Raw genomic sequence first — 17,500 nt, 5'->3', positions numbered from 1 at the left:
AGCTTTATATGGATAATAAGTAGCGTGTATTTAAAATAATTTTTAACCCGATTAAACGATTAAATTATGAAAAAGTATCTGATGTTTATGAGTGCTATTGTACTTGGAGCTAGTACAATATTTATGAGTTCGTGTAAAGATGACGAAGGAGGGGATCCTGTCATTGTAGAACCATCATTAATTAAGACAATCTCTATTGATTATTCAGGAGGTGCTGGAGAGGAGGTTGAGTCGTGGCAATTTAACTATGACGACAATGATCGTATAGCGAGTATTGATGTTTTTTGGAATGGAGAGTCAGATGGAACAACCGTTTATGACTATTCTGTTGCCAATCAACTCACTATTACCAGAGGAGAGAGTTCAACCGTATATATTCTAAATGCTGAAGGATTGGTAATCAAGGAGCTATGGAATGATGAGGGAACCGAATGGGAAGGTTACGAATACAACTCAGATGGACAAATGATCAAGGTTGTTGAGCACTATGGTGGTGTCGATCATTTGAAGTATGACCTGGTGATTTCGGAAGGAAATGTTACCAACAGAATCCGCTACAATGATGACGGTACGGTACGAGAAGACCGTGAATTCACGTATACAATTGGTGACAACCTGAGTGGCATCCATCAAATCTATCAAGTGGACTCAGAGTGGAAAAATGTGGGCGGTACATTCGGTAAGCAGAGTGCCAAACTGGCTGATGGCTACCTTCGTAAGATTGCCGAGGATCCTTCCTCCGCGTTTACAGCAAAGTTTGTGTATACTTTTGATGAGCAAAACAGAGTCGCCACACAGACCAAAAATGGCACTAGCAGTGGCGGTCCTTTTTCAGAGTCATGGGCATATACTTATTATGAGGATTAATTACTCAACCATTACTAGCATCAATGAGGTTTGATTTGGAGGGAAGTTAATGGGATGAATGTATTTATGTTTAGTCCGGTTTATGGTTGTCATTATCCCCCAAAGTCACTCCTTTTGAATTGAAAAAAGTTCTACAAAGGATATGTAGCTACTTAATTATCGTAGTAAAGCATAGGTCCCTTCATAGTACAAAAAGCCACTCTCAGGAGTGGCTTTTTTGTTTGGGGAGCCTTATCGAGCCTATGGTCTCGTTCTAACTTATTCTGAAGTTTCCTGAAATAGTCAGCGTTTCATTTTAAAGAGGCGATCAGGTTTTTCACTTCTTTGAATTGAACTTACGCTGATCCAGGCCTTTCGCAGCCTTATGTTTCTCGCGCTCGTAGATGAGAGGGTTAAACACATGTTCACGCTGTTGACCACAATGGTATTCCAGGATTTAATATATTTATTGGATCGATCAATCCAAAAAGAAACATCCCCCCCTTATAAACGCAACACTTACCCCCTTCAATTAATGGTCAATACCCCGTTTTTTGTTAGAAATAATTTTCAACTCAATTTTAAGAAATCATCATGGGGAACCACACGCTAAACATATTCAGGGGTCATCTATATGCGTATCTCATCCTACTGTCAGGTCTATGCTTTGGACAGGTAGCTAATATTTTACCCTATCCCAATAAAATAGAATTGCTCAAGGGAGACTTTTTGTTGGATCAGACTACCGGGATCATATCTGGTAAAGAAAGCAAAGGGCTGGCTGAAGATCTGCATGTTTATCTGCAGGACGTGGGGGTGCCTGTGCTGCAGGTCAAAGCAAGTAAAAATATAGTGTTTGAAAAGAAACCGGCATTTGGTCGGGAGGAATATGAGATTAACATCCAGAAAAACGAAGTGAAACTTATAGCATCAGGTGCCACAGGGTGGTTCTATAGCATCCAGACCTTGAAGCAATTGATTCCCGATAACGTGAATTCTTCTCAGGGAGTTGTCCTTAAAAATATGCGCATAGTTGATGGTCCCAGATTTAGCTGGCGGGCGTTCATGTTGGATGAGTCCAGACATTTTCGTGGGAAAGAAGGGGTGAAAGTTCTTCTGGATGAAATGGCACGACTGAAAATGAATGTTTTTCACTGGCATCTGGTGGATGATCAGGGCTGGAGAGTTGAAATCAAGAAATACCCTCTGTTAACACAAATTGGAAGTACCCGGTCGAGTACACAGGTGGGTCCTGAAAAATATGACAGTCCTATACAAACAGGGGAGCGTCATTCCGGATACTACACCCAGGAGGAGATCAGGGAGATAGTACAATATGCCGCTGAAAGGCAAATTACTGTGGTGCCAGAGATCGAAATGCCCGGTCATGCCAGTGCCGCCATTGCGTCATACTCCTGGTTGGGGGCCTCCAAGGAGAAAATTGATGTACCCACCACCTTTGGGGTGTTCTACAACGTCTACGACGTGTCAGATCCTAAAGTTATTCAGTTTTTGCATGATGTGCTCGATGAAATTATGGACTTGTTTCCTTCTGAAGTCATTCACATTGGTGGCGACGAGGTAAAATATGATCAGTGGAAAGAATCCCCCTCCATTCAGGCATATATGGCAGAGCAGGGACTTTCAACCCCGGCAGAATTACAGGTGCATTTTACCAACAACATATCGGCTTACCTTCAGAGCAAGGGTCGTCGTATGATGGGGTGGAATGAGATTTTGGGATTGAATTTGCATCACTATCAGGATGAATCAGACACTCAATCCGACCAGGAGCTTGCCAAAGAGTCGGTGGTGCACTTCTGGAAAGGAGATCTGGCTATGGCTACCGAGGCGGCTTCTTCTGACTATGACATTGTCAATTCATTGCACTCCAATACCTATCTAAATTACGCCTACAGAAATATCCCTCTGCAGATGGCTTATGAATACAATCCAGTTCCGGATGGTCTGCAGCCCCAGTACCATGATAAGGTTATTGGCCTGGGCTGTCAGATGTGGACAGAATGGGCTCCGAGTAAAGGGCAATTGCATTATCAGATTTTCCCGAGGATTGCCGCCTATGCAGAGGTAGGGTGGACCAATGTGAAGCAAAAAGATTACACCAGATTTCTCTCCAGTTTGGAAGTGTACAGCAAAGGCTGGGAGGGGAGAGGAATTTATTTTGCCCCAATCCCGATAGCCCAGTCCGTTGAGAAAAGCAACTAGTCTAAGAATTGACCTAAGCCATATTACCTCACTTTAATAAAAATGATTATTTTATGATGTGATGAACCTGTGTGAGGGCTTAACTGAAAATGGAATGGTCACAATTGACTTGGTAATTAGCGGGATCAACAAAGCACTACAGCAAATGCTCCTTGCCTTTGGCATGGGGCTTTTTGTATTGGAGCTAGGTGCACAGCCTGATATTAATCGCATTCATACCCTTGATCAACCGGTGACCGATGTGTCCGATCTGATTCAGGATGAGGCTGGGTTTATCTGGATTGCCACTTACGAAGGGGTAATAAAGTATGATGGCTACACACTGATGCCTTTTCACCCCGTCAATGAGCCGGATCTCCATCTAAGGATTCAGGGCATTGAAGAAATTGTAAGATCATCCTCAGGACACTTGTGGATTGCCCACCAAAGGGGAGTTTCGTGCATTGATTTATCTAGTTCCAAATACGTTCTGTTTCAGGGTGTCGATGGCAGTAGTACCTACTCTCTGCTGCAGAATAAGTGGGCCTATCGCCTCACGGAGGATCAGGGTGGCGATATTTGGGTGGGCACTTTGGAAGAGGGGTTGACCAAGATATCGTGGAGTCATAACCTGGAGGATCGGCCCCTGCTAAGTACCTATTTTGAGAATTCTACCATCGAGTCACTGAAGACTTCAGAAGATGCGCTATGGGTTTCGATTAAGGATCTTGGTGTCTATAGAATGGCCTCAGACGATGTTTTTCGACACATTTGGCCCATCAGAAAGGAGAGTGCTGATGTCAAAATCCGATATTCAGATATTGAAGTAGATCAGAAAACCAAGTCAGTCTGGTTGACGTCCTGGGAGGATGGGCTGTCCCGGTTACAGATGGATACGAAGTTTTCTGAGGTACTACAGTTTCACAACTGGAAAGCCCAGGATAGTCAGCCAAGTGCGTTTTACAAGGCGGTGCGGACCAGTGATGGGATCATTTGGATCGCTTCCTACGGGTTGGGGCTCTATAACTTTGATCCGACCACTGAAACCTTCCAAAATTTCCAATACAATCGGGACAGCAAGAACAGCATCCCAAATGATATCATCATTTCACTCTTTAAGGACAGACAGGAAAACATCTGGTTAGGCACCTTCGGTAATGATATTGCTGTAGTGCATCCGGGCAGAAATCAGTTTATGAGGCCCACACTGCTCGATGATGAGGCTGATATGAAAAGCCAGAAGAGCGTGGTGTCGATAGTGGAAACCCATAACCAAACTATATGGCTAGCCACTTCACGACGCGGGGTTTACCGATCCACCTACCTGCCCAAGTCAGGCGTGCGGGAGGAATTTGAAAAAGTAAGAGAACTCTCAGGTCTGGGCCCTGTGGATTTTTTGTTCAAGGACTCCAGGGATAATCTGTGGATCAATATTTCGGTAAAGGGTTGGTACAAATACGACACACGTGAGGGGCACCTGAGTAAGATTACCTGGATTGAAAATCAGTCTGTCGACAGAATAGCCGATGCCATAGAGACTCCGGATGGTAATTTCTGGATGGCCACCAGAACGAACGGTTTACTCAAGATCAATAATCAGGAAAAAACCACCAAACGATACAGGAATATAGAGGGGGATTCTTCTTCGCTGAATAGCAATGCGGTTTACTGTTTGTTTTCCGACAGTTCAGGGCGGCTATGGGTCGGGACCAACAATGGGATAGCCGTCAAAAATATAGGAGTCGATTCCTTCGTGCGATTGCAACATGATCCTGACAATGATCATTCATTATCCCACAATGAAGTCAATCAGATAGTAGAAAGTGATGGAGTTATCTGGGTGGCTACCATGCGAGGACTTAACAAAATCTCCTACAGTTCGCCACTCGGGGCAGACCGGTTTTTGATTTATGATCAAACCGACGGACTGGCGGATGATAATATTAAATCCATCATTGCGGCAGACAATGGACAGATCTGGATGGGAACCAAATACGGAATTTCGTGTCTGCAAAAGCAGACTGAGCGATTTTACAACTTTGATCTTACAAACAACCTACAGTCATACTCCTTTAATCCCCGATCCATACTCAAAGATCGGGAAGGCTTTATTTATTTCGGGAGTATTCTCGGGCTAAACATCATTCATCCTGATAGCATTACGTTCTCGGAAACTAATTTTCCGGTGAGGTTGACCCAGTTTCGGTTGCTAAACCAAACGGTCAGTCATGGAGAAGTCATAGCTGGCAGGGTCCTCCTCGCAGATGATATCTCTCAGACTGAAAGAATTGAACTGGCCAGTGACGAGAATTCGATTTCGTTTCGTTTTTCCACCCTCAACTACAAGAGCAATCACATTGACCACTTTCAGTATAAGTTGGAGGGATTTGATAAACAATGGATCAAAACCAACAGCAACGAGGCATCATATACCAACCTGGACCCTGGAACATATCGGTTTTTGGTAAAAAAGGAATCACAGACAAGCAATAACGGGGCTGAGGTAGAAGTGATCATCCTTCCTCATTTTTTGCAATCCACAGAAGCAAGGATCATCTACATTTTGGCTTTAATAGGGATTTTGTACCTGATCCACCGGATCATAAAATCTAACAATGAGTTGAAAATAGCCAAAATAGAGAAAGCCAAAGAGCATGAACTCACACAAACCAAACTCAGGTTTTTTACCAATATTTCCCATGAGCTAAGAACTCCGCTTACCTTGATTAAAGGTTATTTGGATGAACTGGTAGTAGCTAAGGCCACAGATGTGAGATGGGGTAGCCCACTCAATGCGATCTATCAAAACACACAAAAACTCCTCATGCTTATCAATCAGCTTTTGGACTTTCGAAAGATCGAGAATGACAGCCTTGGAGTGAGTGTTTCCAAAGTAGATGTCAATGAGCAAATCGATGAAGTCATTAATTTTTTCCGCTATTCTGCCGAGCGCCAGTCCAAAAAAATAGAGTTCCACAGTGACTTTTCAGGTCAGTACTGCTGGTATGATGAAGATAAGCTGGAAAAAATTCTATTTAACCTGATTTCAAATGCCTTGAAATTTTCAGATTCCGGAGGCACAGTCAGAGTGACCCTTCTGGTGACGGATAATAAGGGGCATTTAGGCAATAAAGAAATCAAGAAAGTAATGATTTTGGAAGTGAAGGACACCGGACGAGGCATAGACAAGGCAAATCTCGAAGGAATCTTCAGGCGGTTTTATCAGGTAAACTCGGAAGGAGAAGAACACTTTCAGGGTTCAGGAATCGGGTTGGCCTTTACACAAAGGCTTGTGGAAATACAGCAGGGGATGATTTCTGTAGAAAGCGAACTCGGTCAGGGTACTACATTTAGGGTTGTTCTTCCAGCTTCCAAAGACCACATCGCAGATTATATACCAGATGAAAACATGGAACTCACCGAAGGGAACCAGCATCGTGAGCTCAATGGGTGGCCGGATCTGTTAGAAACGGAGGTGCACGAAAATGATCCAGGCGATGTTGAGCTGGTTTTTACCGTACTGATTGTTGAAGATAATGCGGAGGTTCTCACCTTGCTCAAGCGGGTATTCAATACTGACTACAGGGTCTTTATGGCTAAAAATGGTCAGGAAGGTCTCGAATTGGCCCGGGAACTCCAGCCTGATATAGTGATTAGCGATGTGGTGATGCCGATCATGGACGGGTACGAGCTATGTCGACAGTTGAAATCCAATTATATCACCTCTCATATACCGATTATTCTATTGTCAGCCAAAACCTCTGATGAACATCAGGTTGAAGGTTATGAATTTGGTGCTGATGCCTATATGACCAAGCCGTTTAACGGAGAAGTGTTAAAAAGCCATATCAAAAGTATCATTACATCTCGCAAGATTCTACGGGATCGCTTTGCGATGGAACCTCATGTGGAGCCGAAAGACATTACAGTCAATTCTGAAGATGAGCGTTTCCTCCAGCAAGCCATAGATTTGGTAGAAAACAATCTGAAAAACGAATCATTCACCACAGAGATGCTGGCGGATCAATTGAATCTGAGCCGCACTGTGCTCTTTCGAAAGATGAAGAACCTGACCGGTTGTTCGGCTAATGCTTTCATTAAAAAAATCAGAATGAAACAAGCAGCCTATTTGATAGAGAAGAATTTTGGCAACCTCACGCAAATCTGCTATGAGGTGGGCCTCAACGATGTGAAACATTTTAGAAACTCCTTTAAGGAGCATTTCGGGGTTACCCCATCCGATTATAAGGCGGGGAGCAAACCCTCAGAGCTGAATCGCAAGTGAAAACCTATTGTAAAGGCTTTGTGAAGGGATTACAGAAACATTTACCCCTTATTTTCGCAACAATGCCCCCCAGCTTTTCCCTCGTTTTTTGGCGTAGTTTGTTCGGTGAACGGATACCAAATGGTGTCTGTCTGACTCCCTCGGGAGTGACTACCAAACCAAAAAAACTAAAGTATGAGAAAGTATTTATTTTACCTCTTTTTAGCATTAAGCACTTATGGCGGTTTCGCTCAGAACACCGCCCACAATGACTGGGATTTGTTGGATAAGTCAGTTCGCCGTGGACACTGGTCCTGGCGAAATCTTGGAACCTCCAGTGCTGAGGTTCAGGATGCTTATTTGGATTTCTGTGCCAATAAGTCCATCTCAGAAGTGTACATGTATTGCATACCTGAGTGGCAGTGGTCATCTTCTCTCAAGAATGACTCTGAAATTGGATCTCTGGCTTACCAGGATTCCCTGGCGGCTTTTATTACCAAAGCAAATGCCAGAGGAGTCAAGGTTTGGGCGCTCTATTATAACTGGGCGTTCATAGAGACTGATGAGGAAGGTAATTATCTGTATAGGCCAGATGGATCTCTGATGGCCTCAGTGGATACTATGGGCAATGTGCCCAATAATGAACATATCACAGCGGCGAACCAGATCATGGATGCTGTTGGTAAATTTAATCAGCGTCATCCCAATGGTGGGTTTCATGGGGTTCAGTTTGACCAGGAGCCCAAGAGTGAGCGGTTCCATGTTCCTTACCTCGATTATTGTAAGACGGCCACTCAGAGAGCAGATGCCTGGAATGTGGTACTCAAAAGTCAGGGTGCGCGTCCGTTCTATCATTCAGCGGCACTCCGTCCATCATGGGTAAGCTATGAGACGATCACTTATGAAGGTGAAAATAATTATGTGGCTTATCACTACATAAAAAATGCTCATCATGCGGCCATGATGAATTATACCAGCAACAATAACAACTTCATCTTTTTCGGGTCAAGACTGCTACATTGGGCAGATTCCTTGCCGGGTAAAAAGTTTGTTTCCGTTGGTATAGAAACAGATGACATCCTTGGGCTGTGGGAAGGTTCTGAGTATGAAACCTATGCTGACGAGATCTATGCCGAAGATGACAATACCCGGTTCAACTTGTTTGAGTCCGACATGGACAGTGCCCGGGGGGTATTCGAGCAATATGCCTCTTTTGATCGGATAGCCATACACTCAGATGGGTACATTGCACATTGGTTTGATGGTGCAGGCATTGATAGTGTGGGGCCTCCTCCCGGAGGGACAAATTTTGTGGACCTAACTGTAGATAGTTCTCCCAATGCCAATGCTGGATGGTGGGATACAGGTACCAATCAGTCCAATTTACTGGCCAATGGCGGCTTTGAGGATGGTGACTCACCGTGGGTTTGGGGTTACCTGGGCAATGGACGTGTTTCCAGCAATGCACAAACAGGCACTTATTCTGGTAAGATAGTCTATGACAATCAAGTAGCCAGGACCGTTACAGGTCTGAAGCCCAATCAGCAGTATGTACTGTCAGTAGGTGTAAAGGCTGCGAATATCGGGTCAGTGTCTTACATCATCTTAGAAGATTATGATGGAGCTAGTGCTTATCAAAGTACCACAGTGAATGCGGGCACTACTTATCAGACTCAGTCGGTGACCTTCACCACTGGCGCCAGTGACAATTCCGTTGCTATATCAGTTTATAATGAATCTGCCGGCAATGATCTGTTTGTAGATGATTTCGAACTGACAGAGGTGCTGCATTCGCCTGGATTAGTGGCGGCAAATCTGGGTTTCGAAGAGGGTGATAGTCCCTGGACATGGGGTTACCTGGGCAATGGAAGAGTGGCAGAAAACCCGTATTCAGGCACCTATGCCGGTAAGGTCGTCTATGATAATCAGGTGATCAGGACGTTTGGTGAGTTGAAGCCCAATAGCACCTACAAAGTGTCGGCTTATCTCAAGACCTCCTCCTCGGGCGGTACGGCATACCTCATTGCCAGTGATTTTGACGGAGCCAGCTCTCAGATCAGCATCACGGCCAGCACTGACTCCATTTACAACATCTTCGAAAATACCTTCACCACAGGGGCTTCAGATACATCAGCCCAAATCTCGGTATACAATGAATCCGTGGGAAATGATTTGTTTGTAGATGATTTTGAAATAATGGAGATAGTGGGGCTCGTGGAATACCAGTTTGATAACATGAGTTTCGAAGAAGGTGATTCCCCGTGGGTTTGGGGCTATTTAGGAAATGGCCGAATTTCCGGCAATGCCCGTACTGGAACCTACGCCGGTGAGATCGTTTATGATAATCTCGTGCAGCGCACTTTTACAGGACTCCAGCCAAATACTGAATACACGATATCGGCATTTGCCAAGGCGGCTTCATCTGGTTCTACAGGATACCTGATCGTTGAGGATTATAACGGACCCTCCTCTGAATATAGCGTGACCATCAATGCCGGAACCAGCTATTCGTTAATTCAAAACACCTTTACCACTGGTGCAAATGACAACTCTGTGGTAGTTGTGGTCTACAATGAGAGTCCGGGAAACAACCTTTATGTGGATGATTTTGAACTGGTGGAAGGCTCCGGTAGCGCCCGTAATGCCGATGTGGTGCCCATTCCGTCCAAGGAGGTTGCTGCTCTCACGATTTATCCCAATCCGGCAGATAACTTCCTGAGAATTGATCTGGAAATTGAGTCCCAAATTCACGATCTTATGATTTATGACATCAATGGTAAGGTGGTTTTGATCAAAGACGGTGAGGATTTTACATCCCTCGAAGTGAATCAGGTGGATATATCAGGACTCAAAAACGGAATGTATATGGTATCCGTGATCTTGAAAAATGGCGAACAGATTGGTCGAAAGTTAGTGATCCATCGCCAGTAGAGGAAAATCAGAACTCACTAAGAACCAGCTCTGGTAAAGTCTATTGTCGATAAAATATTGAAATCATGAAAAGAAGAATACAAAATATAGTCATACCCATCAAAATGGTGCTGACCTGCATCATGTGCCTGCTGTGTGGTATAGGGTTAGCTGAAGGATTACCGTCAGTTGAGGGAGAGAAGATCAAGGTACCTGCTCAGGTGTTGGATATTTCGGTATCTGGCCGAGTAACCGACTCAAAAGGAGAGGGACTTCCTGGGGTGAGTGTGGTGGTGAAAGATGCCAGTTCAGGGACCATTACTGATGTAGATGGTAATTACCGACTCCAGGTACCAGACAATGCTGCCCTGATTTTCTCCTATGTGGGGTTTATTACCAGAGAGGTTAAGGTTAATTACAGGTCTGTAATTGACGTTGCTCTGGAGGAAAACTTACAGGAGTTGGATGAAGTGGTGGTCATCGGCTATGGTACCCAACAGAAAAAGGATCTTACAGGGGCTGTGTCATCATTGAGTGAGGAAGACTTCAATGTGGGAAGTATTTCCAGTGTGGAGCAGCTGGTGCAGGGCCGTACCACCGGGATACAGATTTCTACTCAGAGTGCAGAGCCAGGTGGGAATTTCGTCATCAGGGTTCGCGGAAATAACTCTATTCAAAACGACAATCAGCCAATATATGTGGTGGATGGCTTCCCTATGGATAACCTGGATAACAGCATCAATCCCAGCAATATCAAGTCGATAGAGGTACTCAAAGATGCTTCGGCCGCCGCTATTTATGGCACTAGAGGTGCCAATGGAGTGATCATTATCACCACCAAGCAGGGTAAATCCGGTGCAGTCAATATCGACTACAATGCGGAGTACGGTCAGCAGGTGGTTTCTAATCTGGATGCCTACGAGTTTCTAGGCACCAGGGCGTTTACAGAAAATGATAACCTCATCCAGCGTGTAAATGGTGCAATGGAGATGTATTCACCATCCAGAATAGATTCATTAGAGCAGTATTTTGGAAGCACCAATTGGCTCCAGGAAGCTTTTAGAGATGGAGCTACGGTCAACCATCAGCTGGGAATAAGCTCTGGCAAGGAGAATTCTCGGGTATATTTTTCTGCTGGATATTTCAACCAGCAAGGTGTAGTGCCCAGCACTGAGTTTTCAAGATACAATACCCGGATCAACTTAAACCAAAGGATGTTTGATGATAAGTTGACCTTTGGTCTGAACACAGGTATCACGTACACCAATACCAACTTTCTGGGATTCAATGCCAGCAACCTTCAGACAAATATTCTTAGAAATATTTTCGCTGATGCTCGTCCATTCGTCCCCAATAGACTAGATAACCTCACCGAAACGGAAATCCAACTACTGGGTGGTACCAGGCCCATTAGTCCACTACAAACGATAGAAGCATCAGACAATGAGGCCAAGTCGACTTACATCCTTTCTACTGGATTTGTGGAGTTGGAAGTACTAGAGGGGCTGAAAGTCAAAGCGCTGGGGGGCAGCCGCATGTTTAATGGCAAAGAGTATGGATACCTCTCTCAGGAAAGCCACATAGTGGCAGGCACTTTGCAGCCAGGAGAAGCTGCCCTTACTAATAACCAGTCTTATGATTTGTTGTTTGAAGGGACGATAAACTATCAAAAGCGCCTCGGTAAACATGGTTTGAATTTACTGGCAGGTTATACCAACCAAAAGGTTATTTATGAGAGTTTCAGAGCAGGAGCTCGGGATTTTACCACCAATACCCTCGGATGGAATGCCCTGCAGGCGGGAGCCATTCCCACTACGCCATCTTCAGGAACCAGTGAGCGCAAATTGATTTCCTATTTGTCCAGGGCCATTTACGATTATGATGATCGTTACTTACTGACACTTACCTTTAGACGAGACGGATCATCTAAATTTGGGGCGAACAATAAGTGGGCAAATTTCCCGGCTGCTGCCGTAGGATGGAAAGTTCATAATGAAGCCTTTATGTCCGGTCAGTCCCTGTTATCCAACCTGAAGCTAAGGGCCAGCTATGGTATCACTGGATCTGAAAGGTTTAGAGTAGGTCTGGCACAGACTCAGTTTCAGGCCAATGCCCCCGTGACCCTTGATGGCGATAATCAATCCATTGGTACGGTGCCAAGTGTTTTGGGCAATGATAACCTCCAATGGGAAGAGACAACTCAAATGGATCTTGGTACAGATATTGGCTTATTCAAAGATCGGATCGTTCTTGAGTTTGATTACTATGTGAAAAACACTGACAAGCTCATTGTCACCAAGTCGTTGCCTCCCTCACTGGGGTTTGGATCCATCATCACCAATGTGGGGCGTATTCAAAACTCTGGGGTCGAAATACTACTCTCCAGCAACAACGTGACCTCCAAAAACTTTAGCTGGGTGACAGACATCAACGTGTCTTTCAATAGCAATGAAATCAAAGAAGTACTGCTTCCTGAAGGATCAGAGTTTCTGGAAGGAGCTGAATTGAAGCCAATCGGTCAGTTGGATCGGGCACCCTACACCATTATTCAAAAAGGCATTCCCGTGAATTCATTCTATGGCTATAAAGTGAGAGGAGTGTTGCAAGAAGGAGAAACTGACGATTTACAACCATCGGCGGTTCCTGGTGATGCCTTGTATCATGACATAGATGGAGACAGTGCCATCACATCCGCCGACAGAACCATTCTGGGCCATGGTTTTCCAAAATATCTGGCCGGACTCACCAATACCATCAGCTACAAATCCTTCCAGCTGTCCTTTTTCTTCAGTGGTGTATTTGATGCCGATGTACTCAATGTCAACAGAGAGATAGGCTACAGAACCAACCGCCTGGAATCAGCTTTGGAGCGCTGGACCCCTGAGACACCCGATGGTACCAGACCATTTAGAAATCACTCAGGTCAGTTCTGGGTCAATGATGATCTGGTGGAAGACGCAAGCTTTATTCGATTGAAAAACATCTCCCTCTCTTATGACCTTCCGGTCGATAAAATGGGATTGAAATTCGTGCAAAACCTGCGACTATATGCCTCAGCTTCAAATCTATATACCTGGACTAATTATTCAGGTTTTGATCCGGAAGTGAGTGCCAGGGTCAATTCAACCACCAATTTGAACATTGGTTCAGGGGTGGATCTATATTCATACCCGCTCCAGAAGTCTTATGCAGTAGGGGTAAAAGTGAAATTTTAAAATCGTGTCAATCATGAAATGCTTAAGAATTAAAATACTATCAATATTGCTCGCTTTGACCTGCTTGTCATGCGAAAATGACCTTACAGAAGAGCTCAAGGGCAGCCTGAGTGCCAGTACGCTGGTATCAGAGTCTGACGCGAGAGCCCTGGTGGATGGTATCTATAACCAGATGCTGACCGGAGGTTGGTTTTATTACGGATCGGGTCAGATGGTCAAGCTTAATGATGGGATTACCGATGTGATGGTGGAAGGCCGAACCTCTAATCTGGAGCAATATCACTGGACCGAGAGCCATGCCGACATGGTTTGGTCATCGGCCTATGTGTTGATCAATCGAGCCAATACAGCACTGGAACTCATAGAGGGGATGGATGAGTCCAGCTTTGCCTCGGCGGATGCCAAAGCAGCATTAATGGGTGAAGCGCTTTTCCTTCGTTCACTTGCATACTTTGATCTGACAGGGCTGTTTGGTGCGGTACCACTTAGGCTGGGAGCTACCAGTGATCCAAATGAGCTTCCAAGCCGCACACCCGAAGGAGAAGTCTATGCACAACTCATCTCTGACCTGGAAACTGCAGCAGAGGATTTGCCTCCGGTACAGGATGGTGTGGGCAAGGCCACTCGTGGTGCTGCCCTTACCCTGTTGGCTAAGATTGCGTTTCGTCAAAAGGAATGGTCTTCCGCAGAAGGGTACATTGATCAGGTGATCGATCTTGGAGTTTACGATTTGTTTGAGGGGCAGTATGGAGCGCTTTTTTACGAATCAAACAGAAAAGATAATGAGTTTATTTTTGTAGTGATGTCCCTGGGTGCGGAGTACAATAAGTCCAATCACCATATCAAGTTTTTTACCCCTTGGGGCTATGATACCGGATGGTCAGAGACGGGTGTCCCCCTCCAAATCTACAACATGCTAGACCCCTCAGATGCAAGAAATGATGTGATAGAGAATGACTTGTCAGGAGCTTACTACGCTTATGTTCGGGATTATGGCACTGCCGCAGATTGGAAAGGCTTTGCCCTCCTCACCAAATACAGTGGATTTCGCCGGGATGTCACTGCACCTAATAGCATATGGGCCAATTACGCATCTTCGGCCCTTAACCAGCCGGTGTTCAGATATGCGGATATACTGCTGATGAAGGCTGAGGTAGAAAATGAGTTGAATGGCCCCACGGGAGTTGCCTACAATGCGATCAATGCAGTGCGAAATCGAGCAGGATTGGAGGGCTTGCCTACTGGGCTTGATCAGGGAGCATTCCGAACGGCCATTTTGAATGAAAGAGCGCTCGAGTTGGTCGGAGAAGGCCATCGCAAGGATGACCTCATTCGACATGGAGTGTTCGAAAGTACCATGACCCAATATCTGGTGGATCAGAATTATCCCAATCCCGTGACCGTCACACAGGACTATCGGGTGTACCCAATTCCACGACAGGAGTTGGACCTCAACCCTAATATGGAACCCAACCCGCTAAATAAATAAACCAAAACAAGGAGCCCCGACAAGGGGCTTCTGCTGTACCATGCTCAGTAGACTATATATTTTCGCTTTAGCCCTGTTGATACTTGCCTGCGCCCGAAGAGGTGAGGAAGGGGTGTGCTTTATACCTCATGAGATTGGCACTATAGAAATATATCAACGACCGGATAATTCTCTCCGTGTCGGAATAGATGTGCAGACCAATCCAGGCAAAGATGTCTACGTGACCTATTGGGAAAAGTGCGATTCTCGTTTGGAATGTAATGACAAGAAGTACTACTCAGACCTATCCTCAGCAGACACCCTTCATCACCTCGTGTTGGTGGTTCTTAAGCCTGCTACCACTTATGAATTCCAGGTGGTGGTGCAAGATGAGCTTTGCAAGACACTGAGCAGCACCTACGAGTTCACTACCAACCTCCTCTCCCCCTGGGTTCCGTATTTCCCAAAACCAGATAGCATGAAGCAGGTATCCTTTTCTGGGTATGTGGCTTTTCAGGCCAGAAAGGATCAGGGGTACCTCCTGATGATCGACGATACCGGCGAACTGGTGTGGTATCAGAAAGCACCAATGAATGTGAAGGTTTCCAAATACACATGGAAGAATACTTTCTTGTCTATCCTGAGTGACGATACGCTCCGTTTTTCTTCGGGCAATCACATCGCAGAGGTAGGCTTGGATGGAAATGTGCTGTTTGAGGTAGAGAAAGGTGAAGGGGCTTTTAATAAGACAGTTCATCATGAGATTGATTTCGATGAGAATGGGAATATCATGAGTCTGACTTATGAGCAGGAGGTTGTGGACCTCTCTTCAGTAGGAGGAGGGAAGCAAGACATAGTTCGTGGTGATGGTATTCTTATTTATGATCCTGTCAAAAATGAAAAGGTATGGGAGTGGTCCGTTTTCGACGTATTTTCCCCACTTGACTATGCCAATATTTTGAATGAACGCGGAGATTGGTTACATGCGAACGCCCTGGTGAAAGACACCCTCGGGAACTACCTCATCTCCTTTCGAAACTGTAGCCAGATTTGGAAAATAGATGGAGTAACCGGCGCGCTCATTTGGAGGTTGGGCAGAGGAAGTGAAGATTTGTTCCTTCCTGAAGATTTCCTGTTCAATGGTCAGCACAATATTCATTTTGATACGGAGGGTTACCTTGTGATTCTGGACAATGGAAACAGGCATGCTCAACCCGGGGTAAGAAACGCAAATCCCGACTACCCAGCCAGATCAAAGCCGGTTTCCAGAATGCTCACACTCCACATAGACGAGGAGACCCGAAAGGTAGATGTTGTGGGAGAAGTAGTGTTCCCAGAGGTGTATATGACAGAGTCTCAAGGCAGTGCCGGGAGAATTTCAGATGAACTTGTACTTTTCAATAGCTCCACCAAGAATATCCTCTCTTTTGTTAATTCGAAAGGAGAGGCTCTGGGGAGTCTGCTACTGGAGTATCCGTCTTATCGGGCACAGTATATTCCGGATTTGAACCATTCAAAAGCTTATGTGAATAAATTTATTGAAGAATGACTAAAGACAAAATAATACCTATTCAACTGATTGGAACACAAAGATCTGGGTCCAACCTACTCAGGCTTATGCTCAATCAGCTCACGGAGATCACTGCACCGCATCCTCCGCATATATTGAAGACCTTTGTGCCATTGATGGATCGATATGGAGACCTTTCCATCAATGTCAATTTTCAAAATCTGATCAACGATGTATGCAAGTTTGTAGAGTTAAATCCGGTAAAGTGGAATGATTTGTCTCTTGATCGGGATCTTATCTTTGACCAGCTTCAGCATTCCAGAAACATATATTCCCTTTTCGAACACATCTATGCAAGATATGCATCTTCCAAGGGAAGCAGGTTCTGGTGCTGTAAAAGTCTGACGAATGTTCATTTCGCTGAGGAACTGCACAGCCACGGAATCAAACCGTATTATATCCACCTTTATCGCGATGGTCGTGATGTAGCTTTATCATTTAAAAAAATCATGGTGGGTGAAAAACATACTTATCACCAGGCGAAAAGCTGGAAACGTGATCAGGACCAGGCGCTCGCCATAGGAGAGAAGCTGGGGTCTGAGCGGGTGATCAGGGTAGCTTATGAAGATCTCATCACCAATCCTGAAGCGCAACTCTCCAGAATTTGTGCCTTTTTGCAGATCCAATTTAAGCCACAGGCCCTTGACTACTTCTTGTCAAGAGATTCGCAGGAAACTGCTTTGTCGGGCAAAATGTGGCAAAATGTCACCAAACCTGTGCTTCGTGGCAATATGTGCAAATACTTAAAGGAGTTGCCCAGGGAAGACGTCCTTATTTTTGAGGCAGTGGCTGGTACTACACTTGACCGACTAGGGTATCCACTTCATTATGGTGACACAGCCAGAGCGGTTACTTTTTCAGAAGTTGATTTGATCAACTTCGATCGGGAGAATGAGTTTCTGAAGAAACGGGCAGTGGAGCACTCGGATCCACTCGATAGAGCTAAAAGAATGCCACAGGAGCAACTCCTCTCACGGATCAAATTGGCTTTTGAGCCGGTCCCTCTAACTGATTAACCAAGC

Annotated in this window: 8 protein-coding genes; all 8 read left to right on the top strand. The window is 45.1% G+C overall.

The genetic code is table 11. The features are described from left to right. Window positions 1-66 precede the first annotated feature (66 nt). The 8 genes from ACHKAR_RS20625 (at window position 67) to ACHKAR_RS20590 (ending at window position 17,494) form a co-directional block, all read left to right on the top strand. Window positions 67-867, top strand: coding sequence for a hypothetical protein (locus ACHKAR_RS20625; protein ID WP_395419317.1), 801 nt, complete (start codon window positions 67-69; stop codon window positions 865-867). 573 nt (window positions 868-1,440) lie between these two features. After that, a complete protein-coding gene (locus ACHKAR_RS20620; RefSeq protein WP_395419316.1) occupies window positions 1,441-3,072 on the top strand; it encodes a beta-N-acetylhexosaminidase in 1,632 nt (543 codons plus the stop codon). Window positions 3,073-3,166: 94 nt separating this feature from the next. After that, complete coding sequence (locus tag ACHKAR_RS20615; protein ID WP_395419314.1) at window positions 3,167-7,336, top strand: hybrid sensor histidine kinase/response regulator transcription factor; 4,170 nt, start codon at window positions 3,167-3,169, stop codon at window positions 7,334-7,336. A 174-nt stretch (window positions 7,337-7,510) separates the two neighbouring features. After that, window positions 7,511-10,246 (top strand): T9SS type A sorting domain-containing protein, encoded by a 2,736-nt coding sequence (locus ACHKAR_RS20610; protein WP_395419312.1) that lies wholly within the window; start codon window positions 7,511-7,513, stop codon window positions 10,244-10,246. Window positions 10,247-10,311: 65 nt separating this feature from the next. Further along, entirely contained in the window at window positions 10,312-13,440 is a 3,129-nt protein-coding gene (locus ACHKAR_RS20605; RefSeq protein ID WP_395419310.1) for a SusC/RagA family TonB-linked outer membrane protein, read from the top strand. 13 nt (window positions 13,441-13,453) lie between these two features. Then, window positions 13,454-14,929 (top strand): RagB/SusD family nutrient uptake outer membrane protein, encoded by a 1,476-nt coding sequence (locus ACHKAR_RS20600; protein WP_395419309.1) that lies wholly within the window; start codon window positions 13,454-13,456, stop codon window positions 14,927-14,929. Between the two features lie 40 nt (window positions 14,930-14,969). Beyond that, entirely contained in the window at window positions 14,970-16,457 is a 1,488-nt protein-coding gene (locus ACHKAR_RS20595; RefSeq protein ID WP_395419307.1) for an aryl-sulfate sulfotransferase, read from the top strand. Then, window positions 16,454-17,494 (top strand): sulfotransferase family protein, encoded by a 1,041-nt coding sequence (locus tag ACHKAR_RS20590; protein WP_159581914.1) that lies wholly within the window; start codon window positions 16,454-16,456, stop codon window positions 17,492-17,494. The genes ACHKAR_RS20595 and ACHKAR_RS20590 overlap by 4 nt, the downstream gene beginning before the upstream one ends. The last annotated feature ends 6 nt before the right edge of the window (window positions 17,495-17,500 follow it).

This window comes from Marinoscillum luteum (assembly GCF_044005705.1).
In the GTDB taxonomy this organism is placed as follows: Bacteria; Bacteroidota; Bacteroidia; order Cytophagales; family Cyclobacteriaceae; genus Marinoscillum; species Marinoscillum luteum.
This window is presented reverse-complemented; position numbering and strand designations above follow the sequence as displayed.